Consider the following 17148-nt stretch of genomic DNA (forward strand, 5'->3'; position numbering starts at 1 on the left):
AATCCAGGAAACTTAAGAGCGAGAGACTTCGTCGCCAGCAGCGCCGCCGCCCTCGTCAGTGATCGGGCTTATAGACCCACCCCCAGAGCATAGTCAACACCCACATTGTAAAAATTCTGACATTTTTATATCTTATTGATTTTACAGAGGTATTTGTGTGTTGATATAGTTTGGTGGGAAAATCGCCCTCATAAGAGGCCTTTTCTGGATTTATTTTACGTGTCGTCAGAGAATCTGTCTGCTGGAGAGAGATGGGAGTGCGAACCATCGGATTCCGGGACCGGCTTGACGCCATGACGCACAAGCAATTGCCAGTTCCTAGCCCAGGACCTAATAGAGGCTGAGCAATGAAGGAGCCGACAATGCTGGTCCTCGATGAAAAGCAGACACGTTTGGCGCTGGCCTGGCCCGCGCTGATAGCGGCGATCGCCAAGATGTTTGCCGGAGATTGCGTCATGCCGGTGCGGCACCACCACGACATCGAGGTGCCCGGCGAAAGCAATGCGACGTTGTTGCTGATGCCGGCCTGGCTGCCGGGCCAATATATGGGTATGAAGATGGTTTCGGTTTTTCCGGGCAATGCCGCACGCGCCCTGCCCGCGATCTTCGGAACCTATCTGCTTTCCTCCGGTAGGACGGGAGAGATGCTGGCGGCGATCGACGGCGGCGAGCTCACGGCACGGCGCACCGCCGCCACCTCGGCACTGGCGGCCCGCTATCTCGCACGCGCGGACGCAGAAGAATTGCTTGTCTGCGGTACAGGGCGGCTGTCGCTCAACCTGATTCAGGCGCATGCCGAAGGACGGGAGTTGAAGCGGATCGGCGTGTGGGGGCGCGATCGCGACAAAGCGCGACAGGTGGCGGACCAAGCGCGTGCGCTTGGTTTGGACGTCAGCGTGGTTAGCGCTCTGGAAACGGCAGCCCGCAGTGCCGACATTATCTCCTGTGGCACGTTGTCGAGCACACCGGTTATCCCGGGCGAATGGCTGAAGGCCGGCGCGCACCTCGATCTGGTTGGCGGTTTCAAGCCTGACATGCGCGAGACCGATGACGATTCGATTCGGCGCGCGCGGGTCTTCGTCGATACGCGCGCGGGGGCAACACAGGAAGCCGGCGATATCGTGCAGCCACTGAAAAGCGGTGTGCTGACGGAAGACGCAATCCATGCCGAGCTCAGCGAGCTCATACGGGGCACGCGGCCGGGGCGTACAAATGATGACGACATAACCCTGTTCAAATCCGTGGGCGCGGCATTGGAGGATCTCGCCGGCGCGATCCTTGCCTATGAACATGCACAGGGCAAGCAGGCGTGACACGCATGATATCTTCGCTGCCTGAGCTGCCGGTTTCGCATGTGCTCGCCAATATCGGCACGGCACTCGCGGAAGAACGGCGCGCGGTTCTGTCGGCTCCTCCCGGCGCCGGCAAGACGACGCTAGTGCCGCTTTACCTCCTGGGTCAAAGCTGGCGCTGCGACGGCCGGATCATCCTGCTGGAGCCACGGCGGCTGGCGGCAAGGGCAGCAGCGTCCCGCATGGCCTCGCTGCTCAACGAGCAAGTGGGCGACACGGTCGGCTATCGCATGCGGCTCGACGCCAGAATTTCGGCAAAGACTCGCATCGAAGTGGTGACCGAAGGCGTCTTCGCGCGGATGATCCTCGACGATCCCGAATTGTCCGGCGTCTCCACGGTCATCTTCGACGAATTTCACGAACGCTCGCTCGACGCGGATTTCGGCCTGGCACTGGCGCTCGACGTGCAATCGGCACTGCGCGAGGATCTGCGCGTCCTCGTCATGTCGGCGACGCTCGATGTCGAACGCGTCGCCACACTTCTCAAGCATCCGCCTGTCATCGAAAGCATGGGCCGGAGCTTCCCGATCGAGATCCGCCATCAGGACCGGCCGGCCGGCGAACGGATCGAGGACACAGTGACGCGTGCTATCCTCGACGCCCATGCGACGGAACAGGGGTCGATCCTCGCATTTCTGCCCGGGCAGGCGGAAATCACCCGTACCGTGGAAAGACTTGCGGGCCGATTGGCGCCGGAAACGGTGATCGCGCCACTTTACGGCAATCTCGGCCAGAAGGAACAGGATGCGGCGATCCGCCCGGCGCAGAAGGGCACGCGCAAGATCGTGCTGGCGACGTCGATCGCCGAGACGTCGATCACAATCGACGGCGTGCGCATCGTCGTCGATAGCGGCCTGCAGCGGCTGCCGGTCTTTGAGGCATCGACCGGCATTACCCGGCTGGAAACAGTGCGGGTGTCGCGGGCCTCCGCCGATCAGCGCGCCGGCCGCGCGGGACGAACGGAGCCGGGTATCACAATCCGGCTGTGGCACCCGGGCCAGACTGCAGCGCTGCCTGCATTCACGCCGCCGCAGATCCTGTCCAGCGACCTTTCCAGCCTGGCGCTCGATCTCGCCCACTGGGGCGTGCAGGACCCAGCTACCCTTGCCTTTGTCGACCAGCCGCCGGCGACGACACTCGCAGAGGCGCGGGCGCTGCTGCGCCAGTTGGGGGCACTAGACCCCGAAAACGGTCTGACGGCGCGCGGGCGCCTGATGCGCGATCTCGCCCTGCCGCCGCGGCTTTCGGCCATGGTGATCTCGGCGGCCGAGTTCGGTCAGGCACGGGAGGCGGCGATACTAGCCGTGCTGCTGACGGAACAGGGGTTGGGCGGGCAGAGCGTCGATCTGGAAGAACGCCTTCGGCGGTTCAAGACGGAAAAGGGTGAACGGGCCGAGGCGGCGCGCCGGCTGGCCGGTAGGCTCGCGGCGGCGGCGGGTGAAAGCAAGGCCGTGGCGGCGCCAGTGTTGGCCGGATCATTGCTGCTGCATGCTTTCTCCGACCGCATTGCGCTGCAGCGCGGCGGCCGCGGACGCTTCGTGATGGCGAACGGGCGCGGCGCAGAGTTGCCGGAGACGGAGCGCCTGTCCGGTTCGCAGATGCTGGTGATTGCCGATCTGACCGGCCGGGCAGCCCAAGCCCGTATCCTGGCGGCGGCGGACGTTTCACGTGCCGACGTCGAGGAGCATCTGCCGGGCGAAATTCGCACGGAAGACCAGAGCATCTTCGACAGGGGCAGCCGTCAGGTACGGGCACGACGCGTCACCCGGCTCGGCGCCATCGTCTTCGAGGAAACACCCTTGCCCCGGCCATCCGGCGAACAGGCGGCGAAAGCGTTGGCCGATGGCATTCGCGAGCTCGGGATCGGAGTACTGCCTTTTTCGAAAGAGGCGACGCAATTGCGCGAACGAATCGGCTTCTTGCATCGCACGATCGGGGAGCCCTGGCCTGATATGAGCGATGAGGCCTTGCTTTCGCGGCTCGAGGAATGGTTCACACCCTTCCAGACGGACGCGCGCGGCCTGTCCGACATTTCGGCGAGCGGCCTCTCCAACGGGCTGATGTCGCTCGTGCCGCATGACCTGCAGCGCGACCTCGGCCGAATGGCGCCGACACATTTCGAGGCACCGACCGGCCAGCGCCATCCAATCCAGTATGAGGGCGAGGAACCGCTGCTGACGATCCGTGTTCAGGAACTATTCGGATTGAAGCAGCATCCGGCCATCGGCGGCGGCCGGTTGCCGCTGGTGCTGGAGCTGACGTCGCCGGCCCACCGGCCGATCCAGACGACGCGCGATCTGCCTGGCTTCTGGGCCGGGTCATGGAAGGACGTGCGTGCCGATATGCGCGGACGCTACCCAAGGCATCCGTGGCCAGAAGACCCAGCGGATGCTTTGCCGACGACAAGAGCCAAGCCGCGTGGTACCTGAGGATGGCCAGGTTCTTCAGGGGATTGGACAGGATGCCGGATGCGGACGCCAAACCGCAGGACGATCACCACACCAGCCGGCGGCTCAGGCTGCAGACGCTGGTGCGCCTGCGCTGGCTTGCGGTCGGCGGCCAGACGGTGACGGTGATGATCGTCGCCTTCTGGCTGAAATTTCCCATGCCGCTATTGGCCTGTGGCGTTTTGATCGCCTGCCTTGCCTGGATCAATTTCTTCCTGACGCTGCGCTATCCGCCGACGCATCGTCTGGAGCCGCCGGCCGCCTTTGCGCTGCTCGGCCTCGATCTTCTGCAGCTCTGCGGGTTGCTTCTGATCACCGGCGGGCTTGCCAATCCTTTTTCCGCGCTGGTCTGCGTGCCGGTCATCATATCCTTCGCCTCGCAGCCGATCCGTTACAGCATGACGTTGATCGTGCTGGCGATGATCTGCATCACCGGGCTTGCCTTCTCACCCTTTCCGCTTCCCTGGTACGGCGGCGTCGAAGTCAACATCCATAGCGTGATGCAGCTCGGCGTCTGGTGCTCGATCGCTTCGACCATGGCCTTTGCAGCCTTCTATGCCTATCGCGTCTCCATGGAGGCGACGCAGCTCGCCGACGCGTTGTCGGCAACGGAACTGGTGCTGCAGCGGGAAAAACATCTGTCGCAGCTCGATGGGCTTGCCGCCGCTGCCGCCCACGAACTGGGCACGCCGCTGGCAACAATCAGCGTCGTCGCCAAGGAGATGGAGCGCGAGCTCAGCCATGACGATCGCTTCCGCGAGGACGTGGCGCTGCTGCGCAGCCAGAGCGAACGCTGTCGCGATATCCTGCGGCGGCTGACGACGCTCTCCTCCGAAGACGAGGCGCATATGCGACGGCTGACGTTGTCGTCGATGATGGAGGAAATCATCGCGCCCCATCGGGAATTCGGCATCAATCTTGAGCTGATCGAAAAGAGCCCGCGGGCCGGCGAACCCGTGCTGAACCGCAATGCCGGCATCATGTATGGGCTCGGCAATCTCATCGAAAATGCCGTCGACTACGCGCGAAAGAAAGTGACGGTCACAGTGGAATACGACCCCGATACGCTGACCATCGTGATCGAGGATGACGGCAACGGTTATTCCGCCGACATCTTGACGCGGATCGGCGAGCCCTATGTCACGACACGACAGCGTGACGACACAGCCGGCGGCCTCGGGCTCGGGCTGTTCATCGCAAAAACTCTGCTGGAACGATCGGGTGCGACGCTTACCTTCGGCAATCGCGATCCGGAAACGCCAGGTGCGCGCATCCGCATCGAATGGCCTCGAATGTTGATAGACAGTAATTCGACAAAATGATTTTCACGGCTTAAAACACCGGTCGTTAAGGCAATAGGACTATGCAGGCGGTCAACCGCCGGGATTGAAAATAATGACGGATAAAGAGCTCACCGACCCTCACGGGGGGGCCAAAGACGTGGCGGACCATATCGGCCCGGATGCGACGTTGCTGATCGTCGATGACGACGGACCTTTTCTGCGCCGACTGGCGCGCGCCATGGAGACGCGCGGCTTTCTGGTGGAGACGGCGGAATCGGTGGCGGAAGGCGTCGCCAAATCCAAGGCCACTCCGCCGAAATATGCCGTGGTCGACCTCCGTCTCGGTGACGGTAACGGCCTCGATGTCATCGAAGCGATCCGGCAGCGCCGCGACGACACGCATATCGTCGTCCTGACAGGCTATGGTAATATCGCAACCGCGGTCACGGCCGTGAAGCTCGGTGCTCTCGATTATCTCGCCAAGCCCGCTGATGCCGACGACGTCTATGCGGCCCTGACGCAACGCCCGGGCGAAAAGGCCGAGGTGCCGGAAAATCCAATGTCGGCGGATCGGGTGCGCTGGGAGCATATCCAGCGCGTCTACGAAATGTGCGAGCGCAACGTTTCGGAGACGGCCCGCCGTCTCAACATGCATCGCCGCACGCTGCAGCGCATCCTCGCCAAGCGCGCGCCGAAATAGAAAATATCTTCGCCTAAGGAGAAGCCGGGCGGTGCGCGCGGATCGAGAAACGGTCGGAGTTAAAGCTCCGCTGCCACCTCATCCGCCCTTCGGGCATCTTCTCCCCGAGGGGAGAAGGTAAAATCTTTACCCGTCGCCCATTCGGCTTGCATCAGCCGCTGGGCGGCCGCACGGGAGAAGTTCAGCGTCACTGATTTGCGCGTGGCCGGCGGCAGGCGATGTTCCGGCGCCTCGCGGATCATGTGCGCACCATAGCCGTCCGACAGGAAAAGCCCGCACTCTTCCGGGAAGATATCGAGCGGCACGTCCTTGTGTGTGGCAAAGAAGAGGCGATCGCAATGCAGGCGGTAATCTGGCCATTTGCGGTCGACGCGAAAATCCTCGATCGAGGATTTGATCTCGATGATCCAGATCTCGCCTTTTTCGGAGAGCGTTATGAGGTCGGCGCGGCGGCCGCTTGCGAGCGGCAATTCCGGCAAGACGGCATGGCGCATCTCGTGCAGTAATAGTTGCACACCCTTGCGTACAAGCATCGCCCGTTCTGACTGGCGACCGTCTATTAACGGATTGTTATTGTAAACGCTCAAAATCGTCATGAATTGCCTCGGAGACTAGCAAGCGTTGTTGCAAAAAAACCATCTCCCTTTAATTTGCGCGGCGGAGCTATTTAAGTGGCACCGCATCAGCTTGCAAAGCTAAATTTAATGGAAAATAAACCATAGTCAAAGATGGTGGAAACCATCCCCATTCCCTGTCACAACTCACCAAGAGACTTCCATGCGCATCCGCAATGCTATGACCGCACTCGGCCTTGTCGCAACGCTTGCCACGGCTGGTTACGCCACCACTGCCGCAGCCACGCCGACCGCTACCGCCAACTCCGCCGCCGACACCATCAAGACATTCGATGATGACTATGGCGTCACGAGTGACAACGGCTTCCAACTGCCGGCAATTCCGATCCAAAAGGTGAAGCCGCAGTTCCGCCGCCAAATCGTCTCTTACAAGTCTGACGAAGCTGCGGGCACGATCATCGTGAATACGCGCGAGCGCCATCTGTACTATATTCTCGGCAATAACGAAGCCGTTCGCTACGGCATCGGCGTCGGAAAGCAGGGTTTTGCTTGGTCGGGGACGGCATATGTCGCCTGGAAGCAGGAATGGCCGACCTGGCATCCGCCGAAGGAAATGGCTGAGCGTCGTCCGGACGTTGCGAGATATGTCGACAACGGCATGAACCCGGGCCTCGAGAACCCGCTCGGTGCCCGTGCTATGTATCTCTACAATGAAAAGGGCCAGGACACGCTGTTCCGCCTGCATGGCACGCCGGAATGGGCTTCGATCGGCACCGCCGCTTCCTCGGGGTGCATCCGCCTGATGAACCAGGACGTGATCGACCTCTATAATCGTGTTCTGCCAGGTCACAGCACCAAGGTTGTCGTGATCCAGTAATCGCTGGCACTGGGAATGCAAGAAGAAGCCACCGGATGGAAACGTCCGGCGGCTTTTCGTTTGCGTTCGTAGCAATCCCCCTTCTCCTCTCGGGCAGAGGGTGCCCGAAGGGCGGAGAGGGTGCTGGCGGAGACACCCCTCGTCCGCCCTCCCCCCCGAGGGGAGAGGCGATTCTGCCAACTCCTTCGCCGCAAAATGTCACGAGCGTACTATCGCCCCGCCTGCGTTGCCTTCAGCTCGATACGGCGACGGTGCAAGACCGGCTCGGTATAGCCGTTCGGCTGCTCACGGCCCTTGAGCACGAGATCGAGGGCGGCCTGGAAGGCGACCGAGCCATCGAAATTGCCGGACATGCCGATGTAGTTGGGATCACCAGCATTCTGCTGGTCGACGACTGCCGCCATGCGCTTCATGGTCTCGATGATCTGCGCCTCACTGATGACCTTATGGTGCAGCCAGTTGGCCATATGTTGTGCCGAGATGCGGAGCGTGGCGCGATCCTCCATCAGGCCGACATTATTGATGTCAGGCACCTTGGAGCAGCCGACGCCCTGATCGACCCAGCGAACGACGTAGCCAAGGATGCCTTGGGAATTGTTGTCGATCTCGCGCTGGATTTCTTCCGGCGTCCAGTTCGGGCGGGGCGCGACCGGTACAGAGAGAACATCGGAAAGCTTTGCGCGCGCGCGGCTTTTCAGGCCCCGCTGGACCTCGGCGACGTTGACGCGGTGATAATGCGTCGCATGCAGCGTCGCGGCCGTCGGCGACGGCACCCAGGCGGTATTGGCGCCGGCCTTTGGATGCGCGATCTTCTGCTCCAGCATCGCCGCCATCAGGTCAGGCATGGCCCACATGCCCTTGCCGATCTGGGCGTGGCCGGACAGGCCGCATTCCAGGCCGATATCGACGTTCCAGTTTTCATAAGCAGCGATCCAGGTCGCCTGCCTCATATCGCCCTTGCGGATCATCGGACCGGCTTCCATCGAGGTATGGATCTCATCGCCGGTGCGGTCGAGGAAGCCGGTGTTGATGAAGACGACGCGCTCGCTGGCGGCGCGAATGGCCTCCTTGAGGTTGACGGTGGTGCGGCGCTCCTCATCCATGATGCCCATCTTGATGGTGTTGCGCGGCATGCCGAGCACATCTTCGACACGCGAGAAGATCTCGACGGCAAAAGCCACCTCTTCCGGGCCATGCATCTTCGGCTTGACAACATACATGGAGCCGGCGCGAGAATTCTTATGCCGTCCGTTCGGTCCGATATCGTAGAGCGCGATCAGGCCGGTGATCATGGCGTCCATGATGCCCTCAGGGACTTCGTGGCCGTCGCGGTCAAGGATCGCCGGATTGGTCATGAGGTGACCGACATTGCGCACCAGCATCAGCGAGCGGCAATGCAGCTCGAAGTTTGAGCCATCGGGCGCCGTATAGGTCACGTCTGGATTGAGGCTTCGGGTGAAGGTCTTGCCGCCCTTGGAAACTTCTTCCGTCAGGTCGCCCTTCATCAAACCGAGCCAATTGCGATAGACTTCGGCCTTGTCCTCGGCGTCGACGGCAGCGACCGAATCTTCGCAGTCCATGATGGTGGTGATCGCCGATTCCAGCCGGACGTCGGAAATAGCGGCGGCATCGGCCTTGCCGATATCGGTGCCGGCGTTAATGACGATCTCGATGTGGATACCGTTGTTTCGAAGCAGCACATGCGAAGGCGCGCCCGCATCGCCGAGATAACCGGCGAAGTGCCCAACATCGGCCAAAGCCGTGGCACCGCTCTTGGTTTCAATCGCCAGAGTACGGTCCTTTACGGCGAGGCCGGTGACATCCTTCCAGCTCGCGCCGGCGAGCGGCGCAGCCGTATCGAGGAAATCGCGCACCCAGGCGATGACCTTTTCGCCGCGCTTCGGATTGTAGCCCCTGCCCTTTTCGGCGCCATCGGTCTCAGGGATCGCGTCGGTGCCGTAGAGCGCGTCGTAAAGCGAGCCCCAGCGGGCGTTGGCGGCGTTGAGCGCATAGCGCGCGTTCATAACGGGAACCACGAGCTGCGGGCCAGCGATGGAAGCGATTTCGGGATCGACATTGGCGGTCGAGACCGAGAAGACCGGGCCTTCGGGAATTATATAGCCAATCTCACGCAGGAAGGCTTCGTAGGCGGCCATGCCCACCGGCGCGCCGTTCTTGCGGTACCAGTCGTCCAGAGCAGCCTGCATCCGGTCGCGCTTGGCGAGCAGATCGCGGTTCTTCGGAGCGAGGTCGTGCACGATCTCCGAGAAGTGGGCAAAGAAGGTATCCGGATCGATGCCGGAGCCCGGCAGGGCCTCCTTAACGAGGAAATCATACAACACCGGTTCGATCTGAAGCCCGTTCTTGTCAATTCGGCCCATATCCATCACTCCTTACCGCCGTCCTACGGCCCAATTTCTTCATGCTGCCAGTTTGCGGGCGGTTTCGCTTTCCGTCAATTTTGCAATAGTTCGAAAGATTTGTGCTTTTCCGGAATTAATCAGCCTGCCGCTATACGCGGGCGACCGCTCGCGGTGGCGATGAATCGGGCCTCGACCAGCTTGCGATTGCCCTCGATTTCCGGCGCATCGACTTGTTCGTCCATGGCGATGACGGGGTCCGTGGCACCATTCAACCGCGCCTGCGCCGTCGCGACCTCAATTGCCCGCTCGCGCGCCAGAGAAAACGTCTTTTGCTTGTCGGTGAATCGCAAAGTCTCGCCCGCGCCGTTTAGCATATAGATGCCATCCTCGGGCATGGTGACGAATACCGTGGCGCTGGTGCGGACCTGGCCGACGACGGCGCCGATCGCATTGGCCACATCCGAATCGGCCGGAATGGCGCTCTCGCTCGCCAGCATGGCGGCGATGGCAGGGTAATAGACCGGCGCGGAAGCGCCGAGGCCGACCAGGTGACGATCGAGCGAAACGGCAAAACGGGCGATGCCCCGTGCACGGCGAAGCGCGCGGTCGATCGAGATCGACTTGGCTGGATCGAGATGGTTAACGCCGTCCTCCGCCAGGCAGGCGGCCAGAATGACATCGGCGGACTGCCGGGTCAGCCGATCGACGATATTTTGGGCCAGCTCTTCTATAGATTCGGCAATCGGGCGGCCGGAACCGTCCTTCAGCCGCATTACCAGCGCCAGGCCTAGCCGAGCGGCTTCCACATTCCACTGATTCGGCCGACCGAGAACATGCATGGCGTCCGATGGCGTCAGACCGCAGAGATGTACAAGGCCGCGGGCGACAAGGCGATCGAGAGTCGCTTTCTGCGATGTCGACGTCAGAAGCTGGTCGAGCGGAAGGGGCACCGAGCCGACTTTGTCGAACAGGGTTTGCTCTAGCGGCAACAATCCGCTCGCCAAATGATCTGGCACGCCGGTGCGCACGGCAAAGCGGCCGCCATTGCGGCCGAGATGCGGGGCACGGAGCTGCTGTTCCAACACGCCAATGACAGCCTGACCGTGCGTATGGGCGATGAGGCTGAGCGGTAGCAGACGCCGCGGTCCGAGTTCAAAAGTGGCGACAAGGCCGCGATCGTTGATCTTCACTTCGGAATCGCCGCCGAGACCATAGGTGCGCATGGCGACCGCTTCGACCATGGTGCGATAGCCGCCGACAACGGCGCCATCGGCATCGAGTCGTGGCCGGCCAGCCTCCATAACGGCGACATCAGTGGTGGTGCCGCCAATGTCCGAAACCACGGCCTCGTCCAGACCTGTCAGGTAGCGCGCGCCGACAAGGCTTGCCGCTGGTCCGGACAGAATGGTTTCGATCGGACGAAGCTTTGCTTCAGCGGCCGAGATCAGCGCGCCGTCGCCGCGCACCACCATCATCGGCGCCGTAATGCCACGCGTGGCCAGAAACCCTTCGCAGGCACCGACCAGCCGGTCGATCATCGACACTAGCCGGGCATTCAAAAGCGTCGTCAAGGCCCGGCGCGGGCCGCCAAGCTTGGAGGAGAGTTCATGGCTGCAGGTGACCGGCAGATGGGAAATCTCGCGAATGCAATTGCGCACGCGGACTTCATGAGCCGGATTGCGCACGGCGAAATAGCCGGCAATCGCGAAGGACGAAACAGTCTTCGAAAGCTCCGGCAGCGCCTCTTCCAGAGCCGACAGATCGAGAGGGCTTTCATTGCCATGAACGTTGTGACCGCCAGGCAAGAAAAGTACTGGATCGGATCCCAGCGCCTCGGCCAGGCCGTCTCGCTTCAAATCGTCAGGACCGAAGCCGATCATTACCAGCCCGGCGCGACCGCCCTGCCCTTCGACCAATGCGTTGGTGGCGAGCGTCGTGGACAGCGATACCAGGCCGATCGCCGAAACCGGGACATTGGCTTTGGCAAGGACCGCATCGACCGAGCCAGCAATGCCAACGGCCAGGTCATGCCGCGTGGTCAGCGATTTCGCCTTGGCGACTACGCCATCGGTTTCATGGAAGAGAACGGCATCGGTATAGGTTCCACCAGTGTCGATGCCGAGCAGGAAATGCGATGTCACGGAGATTAACTAATCCTTTGAAGGGAAGGTAATGTTGTTATTGCACCGTTCCCACCCCATCCGCTAGCCGCGATGCGTCAAAAACATTCCTATCGCCTCGTCACTTTCATCGGCAGCCCGCCTTGCGGCTGCGTCGTCAGCTTCTGCACCGGCCAGGGATTGGTCTTGTCAGTCACATCGAAACGGAAGCGATGCATCATGAGGGCAAGGGCGATGACGGCTTCCTGCAAAGCGAAGGTGGCACCGATGCAGACGCGCGGGCCGGCGCCAAACGGCAGGTACTGAAAGCGGTTGATCTTGCCGCGATTCTCCGGAAGGAAGCGTTCGGGCATGAAAGCGCGCGGCTTGTCCCAATAAAGCGCGTGGCGGTGTAGCGTCCACGGCATGATCAGCACGGTGATCCCGGCCGGAATTTCGACGCGCTCCCCGCCCGGGCTTATCCATTCATCATCGGCAATCGAGGCGCGGTTGATGGATGGCGCCGGCGGATAGAGGCGCATCGCCTCCTCGAAGGCGGCACGAACATTCGGCATCAGGTCAAGCCAGGCGACGGGTTCGGCGCCGGTGGCAAGTACCTGATCGATCTCTGCCTCCATCGTCTCGCGGATATGCGGGGTATTGGCGACGCAATAGAGCGTCCAGGCCAGCGCACGGGCCGTCGTTTCATGGCCAGCTCCGATAAAAGTGAGGATATTATCCTCGATTTCCTCCATGGTCAGGCCGTCGGGGCCGGCCTTTTCCAAGAGCAGCGTCAGGAAATCGTCGGGAGCGCTCCCGCGGTCCCTCTGCATCTTGTCGAGACGAAGATTCATCGTCTTGCGGACGATGCCGCGAAACTTGTCGAGCACTTTCGGGCCGCCGATGCGGGTTAAACGCGGCACCCACGGGGGTGCACGCAAGAGATCCATCGGATCAACCCGGCCCATGCGATGCAGAAGCTGATTGACGTCGTCGGCGAAGTGGCCACTCTCCGTGACGATCTCACCCGAAAACAGTGTTTCGGCGAGGATGGCGAAAGTGAGTTCGGTCATGTCGACGGCTATGTCGAAGACCTTGCCGTCACTGCCTGCCTCCTCGTATTTGCGGACATAGGCTTCGCTCTGGCTCAGCATCTGGCCGGCAAAACCCTGGGCGTGGCGCGGCGTGAAGACTGGCGCGACGGCCTTGCGAGAGCGCTTCCAAACCTGGCCTTCCGCCGTCAGCAGGCCGTCGCGCAGGATCGGCCTGAGCACGAGCTGGCGAATCTCAGACATGCAGTAATTCGAGGCATTGTCGACCAGAACATGCTTGATCAGGCCGGGATCATTGACGATCAGCGTGTGCTCGCGAAAGAAGCGCGTCATGATCCACGGCAGCGTGTAGGAAGGCTCGCCCCACAATTCGAGCGGATTACGCAGGATGGTGCGGATGATCGTCAGCCGCGACGGCGGGACGGTGCGCGGGGTCGGGGCTGGCGGAGCGAAGGGTTCCGAAATCATGTCCATGAGATCGAACCTCCTCGAAAACCTAATTTCTCAACGGTTCGCGAAGTCTAGTGCAGCGACTTCAGATCGTCCAGCTTATCATTGATAAGCCAGCCATAGTAATTTTCTTCGGGCCAGACCGGCTGTGCCGCTTCCCGGTTCTTGGCGGCGAGCGCGGCAGCGCGCTGGCGGGAATTGCCGACATTATAGAGCGTCGCCGTGATGCCCGGATTGCCCGAAATATCCATGCCGGCAATCGAACGGTAATCGTCGATCGACTTGCGGATCGCGGCAGCGACGAAGGCGAGCGACAGATCCGGATCCATGATCGCCTTGTAGACGCTCCCGGCATCCTTTTCATCCAGCTTCGGAATACCCGACGTGCTGCTGACGAGATCGGACAGCTCCAGCGCCGTTAGCGGGTTGACCTGGCCGAGGCCAAAGGTCTGACCGGCATAGAAAGGCTGGAAGAACACGGCGCTGAAACGATTGTTGGGGAAGGATTTGCCGCCGACCGTCTTGCCCCGGAAATCGCTCTCCCAGACATCGTCGCGACAGATCCAGAGGCTATAGGAATCCTTCTTGCCCTTGCAGGCATCGAATTGCGGCCGGGAGACAAAATCGTCGACGTCTTCGCCATTATAGGCAAAGCGGAAACTCTGGCCGGCATAGGAGGCGGCTTTGACATAATAGGACTGCAGGCCGTCATAGGCGTCGACATTATAGGTATGCTCACCGACCAGCGCGCCGATGATGTGGATTGGATCGATGCCATAGGCGCGCGCCGTTGACTTGATCTTCGACATCAGCCGGGTATCGGTCGCCAGGAGTTCGTGGACCTTCTGGTATTTGCGCTCGAAGGTCGAATTCGTGCCTTTGGTGCGGCGTACCGAGGCGCCGGGGATCGGCGGCTGCTCGGCGTTGCGATTGCCCGGCGGCACAATGGTTGCCGCATTCACATAGGCTGGTATCAAGGAGAGGCTGACAACCGCCAGAAGAAGGGTGATCAGAATGCGTCGCACGATGGCTGCCCTATCGAAGTTTCATCCGATGTTTCAATGCGGCTCACTGACGGACAATCTTGGCCGAATAAAGCCATCGCACGCAAGGAAGCAGGCCTCTAACTAAAAAGTTAACGGCCCGCTGTCGAGTGATTAATATGTCAAGATACCGTCACTAGAGCATCCCATCCGCCTTCCGGTGATTCCACTGAAAGCGGGATGCTCTAGTCGACTTCATCAAAGAATGAAGCGCGACAGGTCGGTATTGGTGGCGAGATCGCCGACATGTTCACGTACATAGTCGGCATCGATGGTCACCGACACGCCGGCGCGATCCGAAGCGTTGTAGGAGATTTCGTCCAACACCCGCTCCATCACCGTCTGCAGGCGGCGGGCGCCGATGTTCTCGACTGTGGAGTTAAGGTGTACGGCAACGTCGGCCAGGGCGTCGATGGCGTCGTCGGTGAAATCGAGCTTCAGGTCCTCCGTCTCCATCAACGCCTTGTACTGGCGGATGAGGCTGGCTTCCGGTTCCGTCAGGATGCGGCGGAAATCCTCCTTGCTGAGCGGCTTCAGTTCGACGCGGATCGGCAAGCGGCCCTGCAGTTCCGGCAGCAGATCCGAAGGCTTCGACACATGGAACGCGCCGGAGGCGATGAAGAGGATATGGTCGGTCTTTACCGGACCATACTTGGTCGAAACCGTCGTGCCCTCGACCAGCGGCAGCAGGTCGCGCTGCACGCCTTCTCGGGAAACGCCGGCACCCATGCCGCCGTCGCGGGCAGCGATCTTGTCGATCTCGTCGAGGAAGACGATGCCGTCATTCTCGGCGGACTGCACCGCTTCGCGCTGGATCGCCTCATTGTCAATCAGCTTGTCGGATTCATCGCGGATCAGCTCCTTGTAGGAGTCCTTCACCGTGGTGCGCACCTTCTTGGTACGGCCGCCCATGGCCTTTCCGAACATTTCGGAGAGGTTGAGCACGCCGATGTTGGCGCCGGGCATGCCGGGAATTTCGAAGCCGGGCATGCCGGAGCCGGTGTCGCTGACTTCGATGTCGATTTCCTTGTCGTCCAGCTGGCCCTCACGCAGCTTCTTGCGGAAGCTGTCACGCGTTGCCGGTGAGGCCGTAGAGCCGACCAGGGCATCGAGCACCCGCTCTTCCGCACTCATATGCGCCTTTGCCTGAACTTCGGCGCGCTTCTTTTCACGCACCAGGCCGATACCGACCTCGACGAGATCGCGGACGATCTGTTCGACGTCGCGGCCGACATAGCCGACCTCGGTAAACTTGGTGGCTTCTACCTTGATGAAAGGCGCGCCCGCGAGCTTGGCCAGCCGGCGGGAGATTTCCGTCTTGCCGACGCCGGTCGGGCCGATCATCAGGATATTCTTGGGCATGACTTCGTCGCGCAGGTCGGGTTCGAGCTGTTGACGGCGCCAGCGGTTGCGCAGTGCAATCGCCACAGCGCGCTTGGCCTCATGTTGGCCGACAATATAGCGGTCGAGTTCGGAAACGATCTCGCGGGGGGAAAAAGTGGTCATTTCGTGTGCTTCCCGTCAGGGCTAGGAACAATCAAGAGCGGAACTTACGACTCGGAATCGAGCGTTTCGACCAACACATTGTGATTCGTGTAAACGCAAATATCGGCGGCGATGTCGAGCGCGCGGCGGGCGACGTCCTCGGCCGATTTGTCTGTATCCATCAGAGCGCGGGCAGCGGCGAGCGCGAAATTACCACCGGAGCCGATTGCCATGGCGCCGTGTTCCGGCTCGAGCACATCGCCATTGCCGGTGACGGCGAGCGTCACGTTCTTGTCGGCGACCAACATCATGGCTTCGAGATTGCGCAGGTATTTGTCCGTGCGCCAATCCTTGGCGAGCTCGACGGCGGCGCGCATCAATTGACCCGGATATTGTTCGAGCTTCTTTTCAAGTCGCTCAAGCAGCGTAAATGCGTCGGCGGTGGCACCGGCGAAACCGGCGATCACGTCGCCCTTGCCGATGCGACGGACCTTGCGGGCGTTGCCCTTCATTACAGTCTGGCCGAGGCTGACCTGGCCATCGCCGGCCATCACCACCTTGCCGCCCTTGCGAATAGTCACAATTGTCGTCATCTAAACACCTGTTTGCCCCCATTTTGGCGGGCTTTCTGCCGGGCCGCGTGTCGGCCCCGTCATGCCCTATGTAAGAGGGCTTTTTGCGATTGCAAATGGCAGTTATTTCGGAATAACGGATCGAAGCCGACTAAAGAGGCAGGCACATGCGTAACTTCTGGATATTTGCGGATGTGCCTGATAAGGAACGGCCGTCAATCCCGATGGAGCAGCCCATGGCAGAGACCGTAGCGAGCCGCACGGCAAGCGTTTCCCGCAAGACTAACGAGACCTCGGTCTCCGTGTCCATCAACATCGACGGCAGCGGCAACTCGACGATTTCGACGGGCGTCGGTTTCTTCGACCATATGCTGGAGCAGCTTTCGCGACATTCGCTGATCGATATGGAGATCGACACCAAGGGCGATCTGCACGTCGACGACCACCATGCGGTCGAGGATACCGGCATCGCCATCGGCCAGGCCATTGCCAAGGCACTGGGCGACCGGCGCGGTATCACGCGCTATGCCTCGATCGACCTCGCCATGGACGAGACGATGACGAAGGCAGCCGTCGATCTGTCCGGCCGCCCCTTCCTTGTCTGGAACGTCGCCTTCAGTACCCCGAAGATCGGCACTTTCGATACCGAGCTGGTGCGCGAATTCTTCCAGGCCTTGGCGCAGAATGCCGGCATCACGCTGCATATCCTCAACCATTATGGCGCCAACAATCACCATATTGCCGAGACATGCTTCAAGGCCGTTGCCCGCGCGCTGCGCACGGCAACCGAGATCGATCCGCGGCAGGCAGGCCGCGTGCCCTCGACGAAGGGCACACTCGCCTGAGCCCC

13 protein-coding genes are annotated in these 17148 nt (G+C 61.2%); 6 read left to right on the forward strand and 7 right to left on the reverse strand.

All coding sequences use genetic code 11. The features are described from left to right. Window positions 1–362 precede the first annotated feature (362 nt). The 4 genes from lhpI to PY650_RS12125 all read left to right on the forward strand — a co-directional run bounded on the left by lhpI (window position 363) and on the right by PY650_RS12125 (window position 5782). A complete protein-coding gene (lhpI, locus tag PY650_RS12110; RefSeq protein ID WP_285879498.1) occupies window positions 363–1313 on the forward strand; it encodes a bifunctional Delta(1)-pyrroline-2-carboxylate/Delta(1)-piperideine-2-carboxylate reductase in 951 nt (316 codons plus the stop codon). Window positions 1314–1318: 5 nt separating this feature from the next. Further along, window positions 1319–3781, forward strand: coding sequence for an ATP-dependent helicase HrpB (gene hrpB / locus PY650_RS12115; RefSeq protein ID WP_285879499.1), 2463 nt, complete (start codon window positions 1319–1321; stop codon window positions 3779–3781). Between the two features lie 2 nt (window positions 3782–3783). Beyond that, the gene (locus tag PY650_RS12120) at window positions 3784–5121 is read left to right on the forward strand and encodes an ActS/PrrB/RegB family redox-sensitive histidine kinase (RefSeq protein ID WP_285879500.1); all 1338 of its coding nucleotides are present in this window, start codon (window positions 3784–3786) and stop codon (window positions 5119–5121) included. A 73-nt stretch (window positions 5122–5194) separates the two neighbouring features. Then, window positions 5195–5782 carry an ActR/PrrA/RegA family redox response regulator transcription factor gene (locus tag PY650_RS12125; RefSeq protein WP_285879501.1) on the forward strand — a complete coding sequence of 196 codons (588 nt, stop codon included), beginning with the start codon at window positions 5195–5197 and terminating at the stop codon, window positions 5780–5782. A gap of 59 nt (window positions 5783–5841) precedes the next feature. Here the strand turns inward: PY650_RS12125 and PY650_RS12130 are convergent, their stop codons facing one another. After that, window positions 5842–6378, reverse strand: coding sequence for an MmcB family DNA repair protein (locus PY650_RS12130; protein WP_285879502.1), 537 nt, complete (start codon window positions 6376–6378; stop codon window positions 5842–5844). A gap of 181 nt (window positions 6379–6559) precedes the next feature. Between PY650_RS12130 and PY650_RS12135 the strand changes: the two genes are divergently transcribed. Continuing rightward, window positions 6560–7234, forward strand: coding sequence for a L,D-transpeptidase (locus PY650_RS12135; protein WP_285879503.1), 675 nt, complete (start codon window positions 6560–6562; stop codon window positions 7232–7234). Between the two features lie 209 nt (window positions 7235–7443). Here the strand turns inward: PY650_RS12135 and PY650_RS12140 are convergent, their stop codons facing one another. The 6 genes from PY650_RS12140 to hslV all read right to left on the reverse strand — a co-directional run bounded on the left by PY650_RS12140 (window position 7444) and on the right by hslV (window position 16319). Beyond that, on the reverse strand, window positions 7444–9615 hold the full coding sequence (locus PY650_RS12140) for a malate synthase G (protein ID WP_285879504.1): 2172 nt from the start codon (window positions 9613–9615) through the stop codon (window positions 7444–7446). A gap of 119 nt (window positions 9616–9734) precedes the next feature. Continuing rightward, complete coding sequence (locus tag PY650_RS12145) at window positions 9735–11738, reverse strand: hydantoinase/oxoprolinase N-terminal domain-containing protein (RefSeq protein WP_285879505.1); 2004 nt, start codon at window positions 11736–11738, stop codon at window positions 9735–9737. An 89-nt stretch (window positions 11739–11827) separates the two neighbouring features. Further along, window positions 11828–13222, reverse strand: a complete 1395-nt coding sequence (locus PY650_RS12150; protein ID WP_285879507.1) for a cytochrome P450 — start codon at window positions 13220–13222, stop codon at window positions 11828–11830. A gap of 47 nt (window positions 13223–13269) precedes the next feature. Next, a complete protein-coding gene (locus PY650_RS12155; protein WP_285879508.1) occupies window positions 13270–14223 on the reverse strand; it encodes a DUF1402 family protein in 954 nt (317 codons plus the stop codon). Window positions 14224–14439: 216 nt separating this feature from the next. Next, a complete protein-coding gene (gene hslU / locus PY650_RS12160; RefSeq protein ID WP_285879509.1) occupies window positions 14440–15747 on the reverse strand; it encodes an ATP-dependent protease ATPase subunit HslU in 1308 nt (435 codons plus the stop codon). Between the two features lie 44 nt (window positions 15748–15791). Continuing rightward, window positions 15792–16319 (reverse strand): ATP-dependent protease subunit HslV, encoded by a 528-nt coding sequence (hslV, locus tag PY650_RS12165; protein WP_285879511.1) that lies wholly within the window; start codon window positions 16317–16319, stop codon window positions 15792–15794. Between the two features lie 215 nt (window positions 16320–16534). Between hslV and hisB the strand changes: the two genes are divergently transcribed. After that, entirely contained in the window at window positions 16535–17143 is a 609-nt protein-coding gene (gene hisB, locus PY650_RS12170) for an imidazoleglycerol-phosphate dehydratase HisB (RefSeq protein ID WP_285879512.1), read from the forward strand. The last annotated feature ends 5 nt before the right edge of the window (window positions 17144–17148 follow it).

It is taken from the genome of Martinezella calliandrae (assembly GCF_030272695.1).
Lineage (GTDB): Bacteria > Pseudomonadota > Alphaproteobacteria > Rhizobiales > Rhizobiaceae > Rhizobium > Rhizobium calliandrae.